11 protein-coding genes are annotated in these 15,936 nt (G+C 66.4%); 6 read left to right on the top strand and 5 right to left on the bottom strand.

Annotated features, from left to right (window positions below; translation table 11 throughout):
• Nucleotide 1 precedes the first annotated feature (1 nt).
• Nucleotides 2-1,132 (bottom strand): PQQ-dependent sugar dehydrogenase, encoded by a 1,131-nt coding sequence (locus tag AC3A6J_RS04940; RefSeq protein ID WP_487858799.1) that lies wholly within the window; start codon nucleotides 1,130-1,132, stop codon nucleotides 2-4.
• Between the two features lie 241 nt (nucleotides 1,133-1,373).
• Here AC3A6J_RS04940 and AC3A6J_RS04935 point away from each other — a divergent pair, with 241 nt between their 5' ends.
• Nucleotides 1,374-1,940 carry a C40 family peptidase gene (locus tag AC3A6J_RS04935; RefSeq protein ID WP_487858798.1) on the top strand — a complete coding sequence of 189 codons (567 nt, stop codon included), beginning with the start codon at nucleotides 1,374-1,376 and terminating at the stop codon, nucleotides 1,938-1,940.
• Nucleotides 1,941-2,028: 88 nt separating this feature from the next.
• On the opposite strand, the gene lpdA is transcribed toward AC3A6J_RS04935, so the two are convergent.
• Genes lpdA through aceE form a run of 4 tightly spaced genes read right to left on the bottom strand, consistent with a single transcriptional unit; the run spans nucleotide 2,029 to nucleotide 8,869 of the window.
• Nucleotides 2,029-3,858, bottom strand: a complete 1,830-nt coding sequence (lpdA, locus tag AC3A6J_RS04930) for a dihydrolipoyl dehydrogenase (RefSeq protein WP_487858797.1) — start codon at nucleotides 3,856-3,858, stop codon at nucleotides 2,029-2,031.
• Entirely contained in the window at nucleotides 3,855-4,451 is a 597-nt protein-coding gene (locus AC3A6J_RS04925; RefSeq protein ID WP_487858796.1) for an MFS transporter, read from the bottom strand. Before AC3A6J_RS04925 ends, lpdA begins: the two co-directional genes overlap by 4 nt.
• Nucleotides 4,448-6,115, bottom strand: a complete 1,668-nt coding sequence (gene aceF / locus AC3A6J_RS04920; protein WP_487858795.1) for a dihydrolipoyllysine-residue acetyltransferase — start codon at nucleotides 6,113-6,115, stop codon at nucleotides 4,448-4,450. The genes AC3A6J_RS04925 and aceF overlap by 4 nt, the downstream gene beginning before the upstream one ends.
• Before the next feature lie 39 nt (nucleotides 6,116-6,154).
• Nucleotides 6,155-8,869, bottom strand: coding sequence for a pyruvate dehydrogenase (acetyl-transferring), homodimeric type (gene aceE, locus AC3A6J_RS04915; protein WP_487858794.1), 2,715 nt, complete (start codon nucleotides 8,867-8,869; stop codon nucleotides 6,155-6,157).
• 206 nt (nucleotides 8,870-9,075) lie between these two features.
• Between aceE and AC3A6J_RS04910 the strand changes: the two genes are divergently transcribed.
• From AC3A6J_RS04910 to AC3A6J_RS04890, 5 genes are all read left to right on the top strand, one after another.
• Nucleotides 9,076-11,616, top strand: a complete 2,541-nt coding sequence (locus AC3A6J_RS04910; RefSeq protein WP_487858793.1) for a PAS domain-containing sensor histidine kinase — start codon at nucleotides 9,076-9,078, stop codon at nucleotides 11,614-11,616.
• Nucleotides 11,613-12,245 carry a response regulator transcription factor gene (locus AC3A6J_RS04905; protein WP_487858792.1) on the top strand — a complete coding sequence of 211 codons (633 nt, stop codon included), beginning with the start codon at nucleotides 11,613-11,615 and terminating at the stop codon, nucleotides 12,243-12,245. The genes AC3A6J_RS04910 and AC3A6J_RS04905 overlap by 4 nt, the downstream gene beginning before the upstream one ends.
• A gap of 75 nt (nucleotides 12,246-12,320) precedes the next feature.
• Entirely contained in the window at nucleotides 12,321-13,172 is an 852-nt protein-coding gene (folD, locus tag AC3A6J_RS04900) for a bifunctional methylenetetrahydrofolate dehydrogenase/methenyltetrahydrofolate cyclohydrolase FolD (RefSeq protein ID WP_487858791.1), read from the top strand.
• 7 nt (nucleotides 13,173-13,179) lie between these two features.
• On the top strand, nucleotides 13,180-15,240 hold the full coding sequence (locus tag AC3A6J_RS04895) for a M3 family metallopeptidase (protein ID WP_487858790.1): 2,061 nt from the start codon (nucleotides 13,180-13,182) through the stop codon (nucleotides 15,238-15,240).
• A gap of 30 nt (nucleotides 15,241-15,270) precedes the next feature.
• On the top strand, nucleotides 15,271-15,933 hold the full coding sequence (locus AC3A6J_RS04890; protein WP_487858789.1) for a glutaredoxin domain-containing protein: 663 nt from the start codon (nucleotides 15,271-15,273) through the stop codon (nucleotides 15,931-15,933).
• Nucleotides 15,934-15,936 lie beyond the last annotated feature (3 nt).

Below are 15,936 nucleotides of genomic sequence, written 5' to 3'. Positions count from 1 at the left end.
GTCAGTTGGGCCGCAGCCGCAGCAGCTTGCCGTCCGCTTCGTCGGTCAGCACATAGAGCCAGCCGTCGGGCCCCTGCTTCACATCGCGGATGCGCGCGGTGCGATCGGCGAGCAGCTTGTGCTCGGCCACCACCTTGCCGTCCTTCAGTTCGATACGGTCGAGGTAGCCGAACTTGAGCGAGCCGACGAACAGGTTGCCTTTCCACGCGGCGCCGTAGCGGTCGCTGGTCAGGAACGCCATGCCCGAGGGCGCGATCGAGGGCACCCAGTAGTGCAGCGGCTGCTCCATGCCCTGGCGGGAGGTGACGCCCTCGCCGATCTTCCCGCCGCCATAGTTCTCGCCGTCGGTGATCACCGGCCAGCCGTGGTTGCGGCCGGCCTGCGGCACATTGATCTCGTCGCCGCCCTGGGGGCCGTGCTCGGTCATCCACAAGCGGCCGTCCGGCGCGAGAGCCGCGCCCTGGGCGTTGCGGTGCCCATAGCTCCAGATTTCGGGCAGCGCGCCCGCCCGGCCCACGAAGGGGTTGTCCTTCGGCGCGGCGCCGTCCTTGGCGATGCGCACGATCTTGCCAATGTGGTTGTCGAGCTTCTGGGCATCGTCCATGCGGCTGTAGCGGTCGCCGAGCGTGAGGAACAGTGTGCCGTCGCGCGCCTCCACGATGCGGCAGCCGAAATGGCTGCGGCTCGCCACCTTGGGCTTTTGGCTGAAGAGGATGCGCAGGTTTTCGATCCGCGTGCCGTCTTCGGCCAGGCGGGCACTGGCAAGCGCGGTGCTGTTGGCCGAGCCGCCGGGCTCGGGCTCGGAGAAGCAGAAGTACAGCGTGCGGTTCCGCTCGAAGGCCGAATCTGCCAGCACGTCGAGCAAGCCGCCCTGGCCGCCTGCCGCGATGGCCGGCAGCCCGTTGACCGGCGGGCCGATCTTGCCGTCGGCGGCGATCAGCCGGAGCCGGCCCGGACGCTCGGTGACCAGATAGCGGCCATCGGGCAGGAAGGCCACGCCCCAAGGGTTCTGCAGCCCCGTCGATATGGTTTCGGGACGTATCTGGGCTGTGGCGGCAAAACAAATACCCAGGATTGCCGTGGCCGCGCAGCGCAAGGCCGCACGGCGCAGGGCGCGAAGTTGGAAGTTCATGTCATTTCCCCACAGTTCAGGGCATCTTCGGACCGAATACGGCTTTGATCCAGCATGTTGGCCAATTCACGGTGTCCGCGAGGGCCTTTTGAAATGCAATCACTTATGGAGCATAAGCGTTCACTGTTACATCTTTTCTTTGAGTCATTCGAAAATCTTCAAACAAATCAACGGTTTGTGGACACATTCCCGAATCGGGGTTAAGTTGACATAACCGCGCGTCATCCATATCCTACGCGCCATGCGTTTTTTCGTCCTACCCGCTTCCCTCCTGTTTGCCGTTGCCGTCCAGGCCGCTCCTCAACAGGATCGATCCGATGACGAACTGGCCCGGCTTCTGGCCGACAAGGGCCTGCTCGGCCAGCTCCAGCAAGTTCGCCAGACCGTCGCCGAACGCACCTCCGACCTCGTCGTGACCGCCATCGGTTTCCTGGGCGTGCCTTACCGCCGCGGCGGCAACACCGCGGAATCCGGCTTCGATTGCAGCGGCTTCGTCCGCGCGATGTACAACCAGACGCTCGGCCATGTGCTGCCGCGCCGCGCTGAAGAACAGGCCGCCGCCACCGAGAAGATCGACCGCAGCCAGCTCAAGCCCGGCGACCTGGTCTTCTTCAACACCATGCGCCGCGCCTTCAGCCACGTCGGCATCTATGTCGGCGAGGGCAAGTTCATCCATTCGCCGCGTACCGGCGCCCAGGTGCGCGTGGAAGACATGAACGGCAGCTACTGGAGCCGCCGCTTCGACGGCGCGCGCCGCGTGCTGGCCGGCGCCGCGCCGACCGACGAGATCAAGAGCATGGGCAACTGAGCCTCCTGGCCGCCAACAAACAAAAAATCCCGCCTCGGCGGGATTTTTTTGTGCCCGCTTCGATCGTTCGAAGCGGTGCAGGAGGCGCTCAGGCCTTCTTCTGCGGCGGTATGTCGGTGCAGGTACCGTGCGCCACCTCCGCCGCCATGCCGATGCTCTCGCCCAGAGTGGGGTGCGGATGAATGGTCTTGCCGATGTCGACCTCGTCGGCGCCCATCTCGATCGCGAGCGCGATCTCCCCGATCATGTCGCCCGCATGCGTGCCCACGATGCCGCCGCCCACGATGCGGTGCGTCTCGGCATCGAACAGCAGCTTGGTGAAGCCCTCGTCGCGGCCGTTGGCGATCGCGCGGCCCGAGGCGTTCCACGGGAACAGGCCCTTCTTGACCTTCACGCCCTCGGCCTTGGCCTGGTCTTCGGTGAGGCCCACCCACGCCACCTCGGGGTCGGTGTAGGCCACGCTCGGGATCACGCGGGCATTGAAGGCGGCGCTCGCGAGCTCCTTGTCGCCCTGCTGCTCGCCCGCGATGACTTCGGCCGCCACATGCGCCTCGTGCACCGCCTTGTGCGCGAGCATCGGCTGGCCCACGATGTCGCCGATCGCGAAGATGTGCGGCACGTTGGTGCGCATCTGGATGTCGACCGGGATGAAGCCGCGGTCACTCACCGCGACGCCCGCCTTCTCGGCGCCGATCTTCTTGCCATTGGGGCTGCGGCCCACGGCCTGCAGCACCAGGTCGTAGACCTGCGGCTCCTTGGGTGCGTTCTCGCCCTCGAAGCTCACCTTGATGCCGTCTTTCGTGGCCTCGGCACCGACCGTCTTGGTCTTGAGCATGATGTTGTCGAAGCGCGGCGCATTCATCTTCTGCCAGACCTTGACGAGGTCGCGGTCGGCGCCCTGCATCAGGCCGTCGAGCATCTCGACCACGTCGAGCCGCGCGCCGAGCGAGGAATAGACCGTTCCCATCTCCAGCCCGATGATCCCGCCGCCCAGGATCAGCATGCGCTTGGGCTCGGTGCCGAGCTCGAGCGCGCCCGTGGAATCGACCACGCGCGGGTCCTTCGGCATGAAGGGCAGGCTCACGGCCTGCGAGCCGGCCGCGATGATGGCGTTGCGGAACTTGACGGTCTGCTTCTTGCCCGTCGTCTCCCAGCTGGTGCCCGCGCTTTCCTCGACCTCGATGTGGTGCGGATCGACGAAGTTGCCGACGCCGCGCAGCACCGTCACCTTGCGCATCTTGGCCATCGCCGCGAGACCGCCGGTGAGCTTGCCCACCACCTTGTTCTTGTGGCCGAGCAGCTTGGCGCGATCGATCGTGGGCGCGCCGAAGCTCACGCCGAGGTCGGCGAAGTGCTTCACCTCGTCCATCACGGCCGCGACGTGCAGCAGCGCCTTCGACGGGATGCAGCCGACGTTCAGGCACACGCCGCCGAGCGTCGCATAGCGTTCGACCAGCACCACCTTGAGGCCCAGGTCGGCCGCGCGGAAGGCGGCCGAATAGCCGCCGGGACCGGCACCGAGCACGACGACGTCGCACTCGACGTCGACCTTGCCGCCGTAGGCCGAAGCCGGCGCGGGCTTGCTCCCTCCCCCGCTGGGGGAGGGTTGGGGTGGGGGCACGGCGGCGCTGGCGGGCGCCGCTGCAGGTGCCGCAGCGGCCGGCGCGGACGCCGCGGCGCCTTCGGCCTCGAGCACCAGCACGACCGAGCCTTCCTTGACCTTGTCGCCCACCTTGATGGCGATCGACTTCACGACGCCGGCCGCCGACGAGGGAATCTCCATCGAGGCCTTGTCCGATTCGACCGTGATGAGCGACTGCTCGGCCTTGACCGTGTCGCCGACGTTGACGAGCACCTCGATCACCGCGACTTCGTCGAAGTCGCCGATGTCGGGCACCTTGATTTGTTGTTCGCTCATTTGGACACTTTCAGTTTGAGTGTGAGAACGTCGACCGGTGGGGCCGAATTGCGATCGAATTCGCAGGCGGCGGCGATCCCCGCCTCCGCCACGTCGCGCGCGCTGCTGCGCGACTTGCCGTCATAGGCCGCGTGCATGGCGCCGAGCGCAAAGCTGCGCCCCGAGCCGATGGCCCAGAACTGCTTGAACTCGAACACCTCGCGGTAGCTGTAGATGCCGTAGATGCCGCTCTGGTTGGCCATCAGCATCGTGAACTGGCTCGACTCGTAGGGCTCATGGTCGTCTTCCTTGGTCTGCATGAAGAACGAGTCCTTGAGCACCGGGTGCAGCAGCGTGAAGGTGCGGAAGATCTCGTGCTTGCTGCCGAACAGAAGCGCCTCGCGCGGCTGCGCGGCCAGCGCATGCTGCAGCACCAGAAAGTGCGCGGCAGCACCGGCCACGGCGAAGAGGCTCTGCCCCGCTGCATCTTCCACGGAGAAGATCTTCTGGTTCGCCTCGGACCGGTGCGACAGCCGCGTGTCGCCGAAGGTCACCAGCGAATCGGCCGCCATGGCGACCTGGCCGCCCTTGCGCACGGCCACCACGGTGGTCATAGCAGGATTCGACGGTAGTCCGCGAGCACTTGGCCGAGGTAGGCATTGAAGCGCGCGGCCAGGGCGCCGTCGATCACGCGGTGGTCGTACGACAGCGACAGCGGCAGCGTGAGCCGCGGCACGAACTGCTTGCCGTCCCACACCGGCTTCATCGCGCTCTTCGAGAGGCCGAGGATGGCCACCTCGGGCGCGTTGATGATCGGCGTGAAATGCGTGCCGCCGATGCCGCCGAGCGAGCTGATCGAGAAGCAGCCGCCCTGCATGTCGGCCGAGCCGAGCTTGCCGTCGCGCGCCTTCTTGGCGAGTTCGCCCATCTCCGCGCTGATCTGAAGGATGCCCTTCTTGTCGGCATCCTTGAGCACCGGCACCACGAGCCCGTTGGGCGTGTCGGCCGCGAAGCCGATGTTGTAGTACTGCTTGTAGACGAGTTGCTCGCCGTCGAGGCTGGCATTGAAGTCGGGGAATTTCTTCAGCGCCGCGACCACGGCCTTGATCACGAAGGCGAGCATCGTGACCTTGACGCCCGACTTCTCGTTCTCCTTGTTGGTGGAGACGCGGAAGGCCTCGAGCTCGGTGATGTCGGCCTCGTCGTTGTTGGTGACGTGCGGGATCATCACCCAGTTGCGGTGCAGGTTGGCGCCGCTGAGCTTCTTGATGCGCGACAGGTCCTTGCGCTCGACCGCGCCGAACTTCGCGAAGTCGACCTTCGGCCACGGGATGAGCCCGAGTGCCGCACCGTCCGCTGCGCCGCCGGCCGGCGCCTTGGCCGACCCGGCCTTGGTGCTGGCCTGTCCGCTCATCACGGCCTTGGTGAAGTTCTGGACGTCTTCCTGCGTGATGCGGCCCTTCGGGCCCGAACCCTTGACCTCTTCGAGCGGTACGCCGAGTTCGCGCGCGAACTTGCGCACCGAAGGCGAGGCATGCGGCAGGTTGCCCTTGGGCGCCGTGGTGGGATCGTGCGGCGCGGCGGCGGCCGCGGGGGGCGCTGCGGCAGGCGCAGGCGCCGCCGGCGCGCTTGCGCTCGCCGCGGCCGGTGCTGCGGCGGCCTGGGCCTGGGCGGGCGCCGGTGCAGCGGCACCCGAGGCGCCCTCGAGCACCGCGATCAGGTCGCCGATGTTGACGGTATCGCCCACCTTGACCTTGAGTTCCTTGAGCACGCCGGCCGCCGACGACGGAATCTCCATCGAGGCCTTGTCCGACTCCACCGTGATCAGCGACTGGTCCGCGGCGATCGTGTCGCCGGGCTTGACCAGAAGCTCGACGACCGAGACGTCCTTGAAATCGCCGATGTCGGGGACCTTGACCTCGACCGGGCCCGAAGCCGCGGGCGCGGCGGCCGGGGCCGGTGCTGCGGCGACCGGGGCCGGTGCTTCGGCTGCGGCCGCGGGGGCCGGCGCAGGTGCAGCTTCCGCGGCAGCGCCCGCCGCCTCGGCCTCGAGCACGAGGACCACCGAGCCCTCCTTCACCTTGGCGCCGACATCGACCTTGATCTCCTTCACGACGCCGGCGCTCGATGACGGGATCTCCATCGAGGCCTTGTCCGATTCCACCGTGATGAGCGACTGCTCGGCCTTGACCGTGTCGCCCACCTTCACGAGCACCTCGATCACCGCGACTTCATCGAAATCGCCGATGTCCGGCACCTTGACTTCCACTGCTGCCATGTTGTGTGTCTCCCGCCGCAAAGGCGTTCGTGGTTGTTGTTACGCGTAGAGCGGGTTGATCTTGTCGGCGTTGATGCCGTACTTCTTGATCGCCTCGGCCACCTTGGCGACCGGCACGGTGCCGTCCTCGGAAAGTGCCTTGAGCGCCGCCACCACGATGTAGTGGCGATTGATCTCGAAGTGCTCGCGCAGCTTGTTGCGGAAGTCGCTGCGGCCGAAGCCGTCGGTGCCCAGCACCTTGTAGGTGCGGCCCTTCGGGATGAAGGGGCGGATCTGCTCGGCGTAGGCCTTCATGTAGTCGGTCGATGCCACGACGGGGCCGGTGGTGGCCGAGAGCTGCTCGGCCACGAACGGCACGCGCGGGGTCTCGGTCGGGTGCAGCAGGTTCCAGCGGTCGGCGTCCTGGCCGTCGCGCGTCAACTCGTTGAAGCTCGGGCAGCTCCACACCGAGGCCGAAACGCCCCAGTCCTTTTCGAGCAGTTCCTGCGCGAAGAAGCTCTCGCGCAGGATGCTGCCGCTGCCGAGCAGCTGCACGGTGGGCGCCTTCGCCTTGAGTGCCGGACCCTGCTTCGACAGGTACATGCCCTTGATGATCTGTTCCTCGGTGCCGGGCTGGAGTCCGGGCATCGGGTAGTTCTCGTTGAGCAGCGTGAGGTAATAGAACACGTTGTCCTGGCGCTCGACCATGCGCTTCAGGCCGTGGTGCAGGATCACGCCCACTTCGTGCGAGAAGGTGGGGTCGTAGCTCACGCAGTTCGGGATCGTGTTCGCGAGGATGTGGCTGTGGCCGTCCTCGTGCTGCAGGCCTTCGCCGTTCAGCGTGGTGCGCCCCGAGGTGCCGCCGAGCAGGAAGCCGCGCGCCTGCATGTCGCCCGCCGCCCAGGCCAGGTCGCCGACGCGCTGGAAGCCGAACATCGAGTAATACACGTAGAACGGCACCATGATGCGGTTGTTGGTGCTGTACGAGGTGGCCGCCGCGATCCAGCTCGACATGCCGCCGGCTTCGTTGATGCCCTCCTGCAGGATCTGGCCGGCCTTGTCTTCCTTGTAGTACATGACCTGGTCCTTGTCGACCGGGGTGTACTGCTGGCCTGCGGGGTTGTAGATGCCGATCTGGCGGAACAACCCCTCCATGCCGAAGGTGCGCGCCTCGTCGACCAGGATCGGCACCACGCGCGGGCCGAGCGCCTTGTCGCGCAGCAACTGCGTGAGAAAGCGCACATAGGCCTGCGTGGTCGAGATCTCCCGGCCTTCGGCCGTCGGCTCGATCACCGACTTGAAGGTCTCTAGCGAAGGCACCGTGAAGCTCTCTTCCGCCTTGGTGCGGCGGTGGGGCAGGTAGCCGCCGAGGGCCTTGCGGCGCTCGTGCAGGTACTTCATCTCGGGCGTGTCGTCGGCCGGCTTGTAGAACGGCAGTTCGGCAATCTGACTGTCCGGGATCGGGATGTTGAAGCGGTCGCGGAAGGCCATGATGTCCTCGTCGCTGAGCTTCTTGGTCTGGTGGACGTTGTTCTTGCCCTCGCCGATCTTGCCCATGCCGAAGCCCTTGACCGTCTTGATCAGCAGCACCGTCGGCTGACCCTTGTGCTTCACGGCGGCGTCGAACGCGGCATAGACCTTCTGCGAATCGTGGCCGCCGCGGCGCAACTGCCAGATGTCGTCGTCGCTCATCTTCGAGACCATCTCGAGCGTGCGCGGATCGCGGCCGAAGAAGTGCTTGCGAACGTAGGCGCCGTCGTTGGCCTTGAAGGCCTGGTAGTCACCGTCGTTGGTCTCCATCATGATCTTGCGCAAGGCACCCTCCTTGTCGCGCGCGATCAGCGGATCCCAGCCGCTGCCCCAGATCAGCTTGAGGACGTTCCAGCCCGAACCGCGGAATTCGCCTTCCAGCTCCTGGATGATCTTGCCGTTGCCGCGCACCGGGCCGTCCAGGCGCTGCAGGTTGCAGTTGATCACGAAGATAAGGTTGTCGAGCTTCTCGCGCGCCGCCAGGCCGATGGCACCCATCGACTCGACCTCGTCCATCTCGCCGTCGCCGCAGAACACCCAGACCTTGCGGTTCTCGGTATTGGCGATGCCGCGCGCGTGCAGGTACTTGAGGAAGCGCGCCTGGTAGATCGCCATCAGCGGGCCGAGGCCCATCGACACGGTGGGGAACTGCCAGAACTCGGGCATCAGCTTCGGATGCGGATAGCTCGACAGGCCGTTGCCGTCGACTTCCTGGCGGAAGTTGAGCAGTTGCTCCTCGGTCAGGCGGCCTTCGAGGTAGGCGCGCGCATAGATGCCGGGCGACACGTGGCCCTGGATATAGAGACAGTCGCCGCCGTGGTTCTCGCTCTCGGCGTGCCAGAAATGGTTGAAGCCGGCGCCGAACATGTTGGCCAGCGAGGCAAAGGAGCCAATGTGGCCGCCGAGGTCGCCGCCTTCGGGCGGATGGTGGCGGTTGGCCTTGACCACCATCGCCATGGCGTTCCAGCGCATGTAGGCGCGCAGGCGCTCCTCGATCTCGAGGTTGCCGGGGCAGCGCTCTTCCTGGTCGGGTTCGAGCGTGTTGACGTAGGCGGTGTTGGCCGAGAACGGCTTGTCGATGCTGTGCTGACGCGCATGCTCCAGCAGCTGTTCCAACAGGAAGTGCGCCCGCTCGGGCCCCTCGCTCTGGATCACGGAGGACAGGGCATCCATCCATTCACGGGTTTCCTGGGCGTCCGCGTCGTTCGCGGCCGAACCGAACAGGTTCTCGGGATTTGCCGACATGCTTGTCTCTCCTATAAGGGCTGTGGCTGTAATTTAGTGCGCTGGGGCGCCGAACGCGGCGGAGTTTCGCATAGAAATACTTAGATTTCAAATGGCGCATGATGATTTCTTAATGTGATATTTCATCAACGAACTTGGCCTGATCGTCGGCGTCGAAATCAATGTCACCGAATCTTTTCCGCGCCCTGTACACCTAAACTCGGAAGATGCCCTTTTCCTCTCCGCTCGCGGCCGCCCGCAGCGCCGCGAACGTGCCGATCCTGTCCTGGTGGCGGCGCTGGTGGCGGCGCCAGACACCAGTGCTGCAGGACTCGGTCGCCATGTTCGCGCCGATCGCGGCGGTGCTGTTGTTCCTGGCGGCGATCGTGTCGGCGTTCTGGTACCTGCGCACCGAAGAAATCGAGCGCGAGCAGGAGTCGGTGCGGCGCGACGTCGAATACGCCCAGCAGCGCATGCGCCTGCGGCTGCTCGAGCGGCAGGAACAACTGATGCGCCTGGCGCGCGACGCCTCCAACCGCGAGATCGATCCGGTCGAATTCGCGAGCCGCGCCGAGTCGCTGGTGAGCCAGTTTCCCGAGTTGCAATCCGTGGCCTGGATCGACGACCGGCGCCGCTTCAAGGCCGGCTATTCGGCACCCAGCGTCCACCCCGCGCAGCAGCACCTGATCGGCGACGTGCTGCGCCCGGGCGAGATCGAGAGCAACTACGCGCTTGCCCGCGAACTGCGGCAGCCGGTGTTCTCGCAGCCCGTGGCCGGCGGCGATCCGACAGCGATGCTGCAGTTGCACATCCCGCTGTTCGACCAGGGCCTCTTCGCGGGCGTGGTGCTCGGCGAATTCTCGGTCGACGGCCTTCTGCGCTACGGCATGCCGTCGGAGGTGCAGGCGCGCTATGCGGTGTCGCTGCTCGACTCCAAGGGCAGCGTGCTGGCCGGCAACACCGCGAACCTGCGCGAAGGCGGCACGCGGCTGCTGCCATGGCCCGAGCGAACCAACGAATATGAAGTGCCGGTGTCGCCCGTGGGCAATGCGCTGGTGCTGCGGGCCCAGGCCTACCGTACGTCACAGGGGGTGGTCGGCAATGGCCTGTTCTGGCTGGTCTGCGCACTCAGCGTGCTGACGAGCTGGATGCTGATCGGCACCTGGCGCCACACCCGCAGGCGCCAGCAGGCGCAGCAGCGGCTGGTCGCCGAAACCAATTTCCGCCGTGCCATGGAGAACTCGATGCTCACCGGCATGCGGGTGCTCGACCTGCAGGGGCGCATCACCTACGTGAATGCCGCCTTCTGCGCGATGACGGGCTGGAGCGAAGCCGAACTGGTCGGCCAGTCGCCCCCCTTCCCTTACTGGCTCGAATCGGACCGCGAGGTGATGAACGAACGGCTCGAGGAAGAGCTGCACGGCCGCGCGCTGCCCGGCGGCTTCCAGGTGCGCGTGAAGCGCAAGAACGGCAGCGTGTTCAATGCGCGGCTCTACGTGTCGCCGCTGATCGACGCGCGCGGCCACCAGACGGGCTGGATGACCTCGATGACCGACATCACCGAGCCGACCCGCATCCGCGAGCAGCTCTCGGCCTCGTACGAGCGCTTCACCACGGTGCTGGAGGCGCTCGATGCCGCGGTCTCGGTCGCGCCGATCGGCAGCGAGGAGCTGCTGTTCGCCAACAAGCTGTACCGCCTCTGGTTCGGCTCCGACACCGTGGGCCATCTCGGCATGGTCGCGCAGGCCGGCGTGCCGGCATCGAATGCGCACGACGAGGGCCTCGACGACGTCGACCCCTACGCCGGCCTGCCGATCGACACGCTGACCGCGGCACAGACCGCCAACAACGAGATCTTCGTGCCGCACCTGGGCAAATGGCTCGAAGTGCGCTCGCGCTATCTGACCTGGGTCGACGGCCGGCTGGCCCAGCTGGTGATCGCCACCGACATCACGCCGCGGCGCGATGCCGAGGAGCAGGCCGCGGCCCAGGCCGACCGCGCGCAGGCCGCGAGCCGGCTGATCACGATGGGCGAAATGGCGTCGAGCGTGGCGCACGAGCTCAACCAGCCGCTCACGGCCATCACCAACTACTGCAACGGCATGATGTCGCGGATCAAGGGGCAGGCGATCGACACCGAGGCGCTGCTCGCGGCACTGGAGAAGACCTCCAAGCAGGCGCAGCGTGCCGGCCAGATCATCCAGCGCATCCGCTCCTTCGTGAAGCGCAGCGAACCCAACCGCACACCCTCCGACGTGTCCACCATGGTCGGCGAAGCGGTCGAGCTGGCGGGCATCGAGCTCCGGCGGCGCAACGTGCGGCTCAACCACTATGTGGCCGCGCGGCTGCCGGTGGTGCAGGTGGACCCGATCCTGATCGAGCAGGTGCTGGTCAATCTGCTGAAGAACGCGGCCGAGTCGATCGACATCGCCGAGCGTCCGCTCGCGCGGCGCAGCGTCGAACTGCGCGTGCTGCCCAAGATGATCGAAGGCCAGAATGCGATCGAGTTCTCGGTGCAGGACACGGGCAAGGGCCTCGCGCCCGAGGTGATGGAACGGCTCTACGAGGCCTTCTTCTCCACCAAGCCCGAGGGCATGGGCATCGGGCTGAATCTCTGCCGAACCATCGTCGAGTCGCACCGCGGCCGGATGCAGGCGGAGAACATCTACAATGGCCCGGATGTGATCGGATGCCGTTTTTCCTTCTGGATTCCGGTGTTGGACGCTACCAGTTCGGTAGCAAGCGACGAGACAAAGGTACCTGCATGAGTTTGATTCCGAAGAAGGGCACCGTCTATGTCGTCGACGACGACGAGGCCGTGCGAGATTCGCTGCAATGGCTTCTCGAAGGCAAGGACTACAGAGTGCGGTGTTTCGATTCCGCCGAATCCTTCCTTTCGCGCTACGACCCGCGTGAAGTCGCCTGCCTGATCGTCGACATCCGCATGGCGGGCATGACGGGCCTCGAGCTGCAAGACCGGCTGATCGAGCGCCGCTCGCCGCTGCCGATCGTGGTCATCACCGGCCACGGCGACGTGCCGATGGCGGTCGACAGCATGAAGAAGGGCGCGATGGATTTCATCCAGAAGCCCTTCAACGACGAAGAGCTCGTCGGGCTCGTCGAGCGCATGCTCGAGCATGCGCGCGGCGCCTTCACGCAGCACCAGCAGTCGGCCAGCCGCGACGCGCTGCTGTCCAAGCTCACCGGCCGCGAGGCGCAGGTGCTCGAGCGCATCGTCGCGGGCCGGCTCAACAAGCAGATCGCCGACGACCTGGGCATCAGCATCAAGACCGTCGAGGCGCACCGCGCCAACATCATGGAAAAGCTCAACGCCAACACCGTGGCCGATCTGCTCAAGATCGCGCTCGGTCAGGCGGCCCCTGCGGCCAAAGCGTAGAACTATTCGCGCGATAGCGACGAACGCCCCCCACGCCTGCGCAAGCGGGCGTTTTTAATTGGAAAATCGAAACCGATGACCGCCCAACTGATCGACGGCAACGCCCTCGCCCAAACCATTCGCGCCGAAGTCGCCGGCCGTACTGCCGCGCTCAAGGCCCGGGGCGTGAACCCGGCCCTGTCCATCATTCTCGTGGGCGAAGACCCTGCGAGCCAGGTCTACACCAAGCACAAGGTCAACGACAGCATGCAGACCGGCCTCGCGGCCACGCTCGAGACCTACCCCGCTGACCTCAGCGAAGCCGACCTGCTGGCGCGCATCCGCGCCCTCAACGACGACCCGAAGGTGCATGGCATCCTTGTGCAGCTGCCGCTTCCGAAGCACATGGACAGCCAGAAAGTCATCGAGACGATCTCGCCTGCCAAGGACGTCGACGGCTTCCACGTCGCGAGCGCCGGTGCGCTGATGACCGGTGCGCCGGGCTTCTGGCCCTGCACGCCGTACGGCTGCATGAAGATGCTCGAATCGATCGGCTGCGACCTGCGCGGCAAGCATGCGGTGGTGATCGGCCGCAGCAACATCGTCGGCAAGCCGATGGCCATGATGCTGCTCGCGAAGAGCGCCACCGTGACCATCTGCCACAGCGCCACGCAAGACCTCGGCGCCATCACGCGGCAGGCCGATGTGATCGTCGCGGCCGTGGGCAAGCGCAACCTGCTGACCGCCGACATGGTGAAGCCCGGAGCCGTCGTGATCGACGTGGGCATGAACCGAAAGGAAGACGGCAAGCTCGCCGGCGACGTCGATTTCGACGGCGTGAAGGATGTGGCCGGCTGGATCACGCCCGTGCCCGGCGGCGTAGGCCCGATGACGCGCGCCATGCTGCTTGCGAACACCCTTGAAGCCGCCGAACGCGCCGCCAAGTAAGGACGACATGACGAATCCGCTTCTCGACTTCACCGACCTGCCACTGTTCGACCGCATCCGCCCCGAGCATGTCGCGCCCGCCATCGACACCTTGCTGGCCGATGCCGAAAACGCACTGCAGACAGTGACCGCCGCCGATTTCCCGGCCGACTGGAACGCCATCTCGAAGGTGCTCGATGTCGCGTCGGAACGCTTCAGCCGCGCCTGGGGCGCCGTGGGCCACCTCAATGCCGTGGCCGACACGCCCGAACTGCGCGCCGCCTACAACGAGGCGATGCCACGCGTGACCGCGTTCTGGACCCGCCTGGGTTCCGACGAGCGCCTCTACGCAAAGTACAAAGCGATCGACCCTGCGACGCTGAACCCCGAGCAGCGCCAGGCCCATCGCAACGCGGTGCGCAACTTCGTGCTCGGCGGCGCCGAGCTGCAGGGTGAGGCCAAGAAGCGCTTCGCCGAGATCCAGGAGCGCCAGGCCGAGCTGAGTCAGAAGTTCAGCGAGAACGCGCTCGACGCGACGGATGCGTTTTCTTACTACGCGTCGTTCGGCGAGCTCGAAGGCGTACCCGAAGACGTGGTGAGCGCCGCCCGTGCGGCCGCCGAGTCCGAAGGCAAGGACGGCTACAAGCTTACGCTCAAGATGCCCTGCTACCTGCCGGTGATGCAATTCGCCAAGAGCAGCGCGCTGCGAGAGACGCTCTACCGCGCCTATGTCACGCGCGCCAGCGAACTCGGCGACCCGGCCTTCGACAACACCACGCTGATCAACGAAATCCTCGCGCTTCGCGAAGAAGAGGCGAAGCTCCTGGGCTACGAGAATTTCGGCGAGCTCTCGGTCGTGCCGAAAATGGCCGATTCGCCGGAGCAGGTCATCAAGTTCCTGCGCGACCTGGCGGCCAAGGCCAAGCCCTATGGCGAGCGCGACCTGGCCGACCTGCGTGTCTTCGCGTCGGAACAGCTCGGCATCGCCGATCCGCAGCCCTGGGACTGGACCTTTGTCGGCGAGAAGCTCAAGGAAGCGCGCTATGCCTTCAGCGAGCAGGAGGTCAAGCAGTACTTCCCGGCGCCGAAGGTGATGGCCGGCCTTTTCAAGATCGTCGAGACGCTGTTCGAAGTGACGATCCGCCGCGACAGTGCGCCCACCTGGCACCCGAGCGTCGAGTTCTACCGCATCGAGCGGCAGACACCCCAAGGCGCGCAGAAGGTCGGGCAGTTCTATCTCGACCCCTCGGCACGCGCTGCCAAGCGCGGCGGCGCCTGGATGGACGACGTGCGCGCGCGCTGGCTGCGCCCCGACGGCGGCGAATTGCAGACGCCGGTGGCGCAACTCGTGTGCAACTTCGCGAGCGGCGTCGACGGCAAGCCGCCGCTGCTCACGCACGACGACGTGACCACCCTCTTCCATGAATTCGGCCATGGCCTACACCACATGCTGACCCAGGTGAACGAGCGCGACGTCTCGGGCATCAGCGGCGTCGAGTGGGATGCCGTCGAACTGCCGAGCCAGTTCATGGAGAACTTCTGCTGGGAGTGGGACGTGCTCAAACACATGACGGCCCACGTCGACACCGGCGAGCCGCTGCCGCGCGCACTGTTCGACAAGATGACCGCGGCCAAGAACTTCCAGAGCGGGCTGCAGACGCTGCGCCAGATCGAGTTCTCGCTGTTCGACATGCTGCTGCACACCGAATACCAGGCTGGCGCCGCAGCGGCCGACGGCGTGCTCGCGCTGCTTGCCGAAGTGCGCCGCGAAGTGGCGGTCATGCCCTCGCCTGCGTTCAGCCGCACGCCCAACACCTTCAGCCACATCTTCTCGGGCGGCTATGCGGCCGGCTACTACAGCTACAAGTGGGCCGAGGTGCTGAGCGCCGACGCGTATGCCGCCTTCGAAGAGACCATGGGCGCCGATGGCCAGCCCGACATCGAGACCGGACGCCGCTACCGCCAGGCGATCCTCGAGGCAGGCGGCAGCCGAAGCGCTATGGATTCGTTCAAGGCCTTCCGCGGCCGCGAGCCCCAGCTCGACGCGCTGCTGCGACACCAGGGCATGGCGCAGGCCGAACCCGCTTGATGCGCGGCTGAAGCTTGAGATACTCGGGCGATGCATTCGACTCACTCGAAAACCGCCTTGCCGCGCCTGTCCGGCCTCACCCTGGTGGTGCTGCTGGCCGCTGCCGGCGCCATGGCCCAGCCGATCTACCGCAACGTGGACAAGGACGGCAAGGTCAGCTTTTCGGACCGCGCGCCAACTGCGAGCACGGCGCCCGCCGCCGCGCCGCAGGCCGCCAGCGCGTCCGCGGCCAGCGCGGGCCTGCCCTATGAACTGAGGCAGGTGGCGCAGCGCTATCCGGTCACGCTGTACAGCGGCGAGGAATGCGAGCCCTGCGGCGCCGCCCGTTCGCTGCTCATCACGCGCGGCGTTCCGTTCGAGGAACGGACCGTGAAATCGCGCCAGGACGTCGAGGCACTGCAGCGCCTCAGCAACCAGGCCTCGCTGCCGCTGCTGACCATCGGTTCGCAGCAGCTCAAGGGCTTCTCCGACGCCGAATGGTCGCAATACCTCGATGCCGCGGGCTACCCGAAGAGCAACAGCCTGCCCGCCGGCTACCGCCAGCCCGCTGCGCGGCCGCTGGTCGCGCAGCAGCCCGCGCCCGGCACGGCGCCTGCCCCTGTGGCGCAGGAGCAGCCTGCCCCGGCCCCGCAGCCGCCCGCACCGCCACCGAGCGGGCCGACGCCCAGCAATCCCGCGGGCATCAAGTTCTGAGCG

This window comes from Variovorax sp. Soil_C_39 (genome assembly GCF_057656815.1).
Note: the sequence above shows the minus strand (reverse complement) of the source record. Positions and strands in the feature narration are given on the sequence as shown.

Coding starts and splice junctions, on each gene's coding strand:
- AC3A6J_RS04940 (WP_487858799.1), bottom strand. CDS start 1,132: ATGAACTTCCAACTTCGCGCCCTGCGCCGTGCGGCCTTGCGCTGCGCG.
- AC3A6J_RS04935 (WP_487858798.1), top strand. CDS start 1,374: ATGCGTTTTTTCGTCCTACCCGCTTCCCTCCTGTTTGCCGTTGCCGTC.
- lpdA (WP_487858797.1), bottom strand. CDS start 3,858: ATGAGCGAACAACAAATCAAGGTGCCCGACATCGGCGACTTCGACGAA.
- AC3A6J_RS04925 (WP_487858796.1), bottom strand. CDS start 4,451: ATGACCACCGTGGTGGCCGTGCGCAAGGGCGGCCAGGTCGCCATGGCG.
- aceF (WP_487858795.1), bottom strand. CDS start 6,115: ATGGCAGCAGTGGAAGTCAAGGTGCCGGACATCGGCGATTTCGATGAA.
- aceE (WP_487858794.1), bottom strand. CDS start 8,869: ATGTCGGCAAATCCCGAGAACCTGTTCGGTTCGGCCGCGAACGACGCG.
- AC3A6J_RS04910 (WP_487858793.1), top strand. CDS start 9,076: ATGCCCTTTTCCTCTCCGCTCGCGGCCGCCCGCAGCGCCGCGAACGTG.
- AC3A6J_RS04905 (WP_487858792.1), top strand. CDS start 11,613: ATGAGTTTGATTCCGAAGAAGGGCACCGTCTATGTCGTCGACGACGAC.
- folD (WP_487858791.1), top strand. CDS start 12,321: ATGACCGCCCAACTGATCGACGGCAACGCCCTCGCCCAAACCATTCGC.
- AC3A6J_RS04895 (WP_487858790.1), top strand. CDS start 13,180: ATGACGAATCCGCTTCTCGACTTCACCGACCTGCCACTGTTCGACCGC.
- AC3A6J_RS04890 (WP_487858789.1), top strand. CDS start 15,271: ATGCATTCGACTCACTCGAAAACCGCCTTGCCGCGCCTGTCCGGCCTC.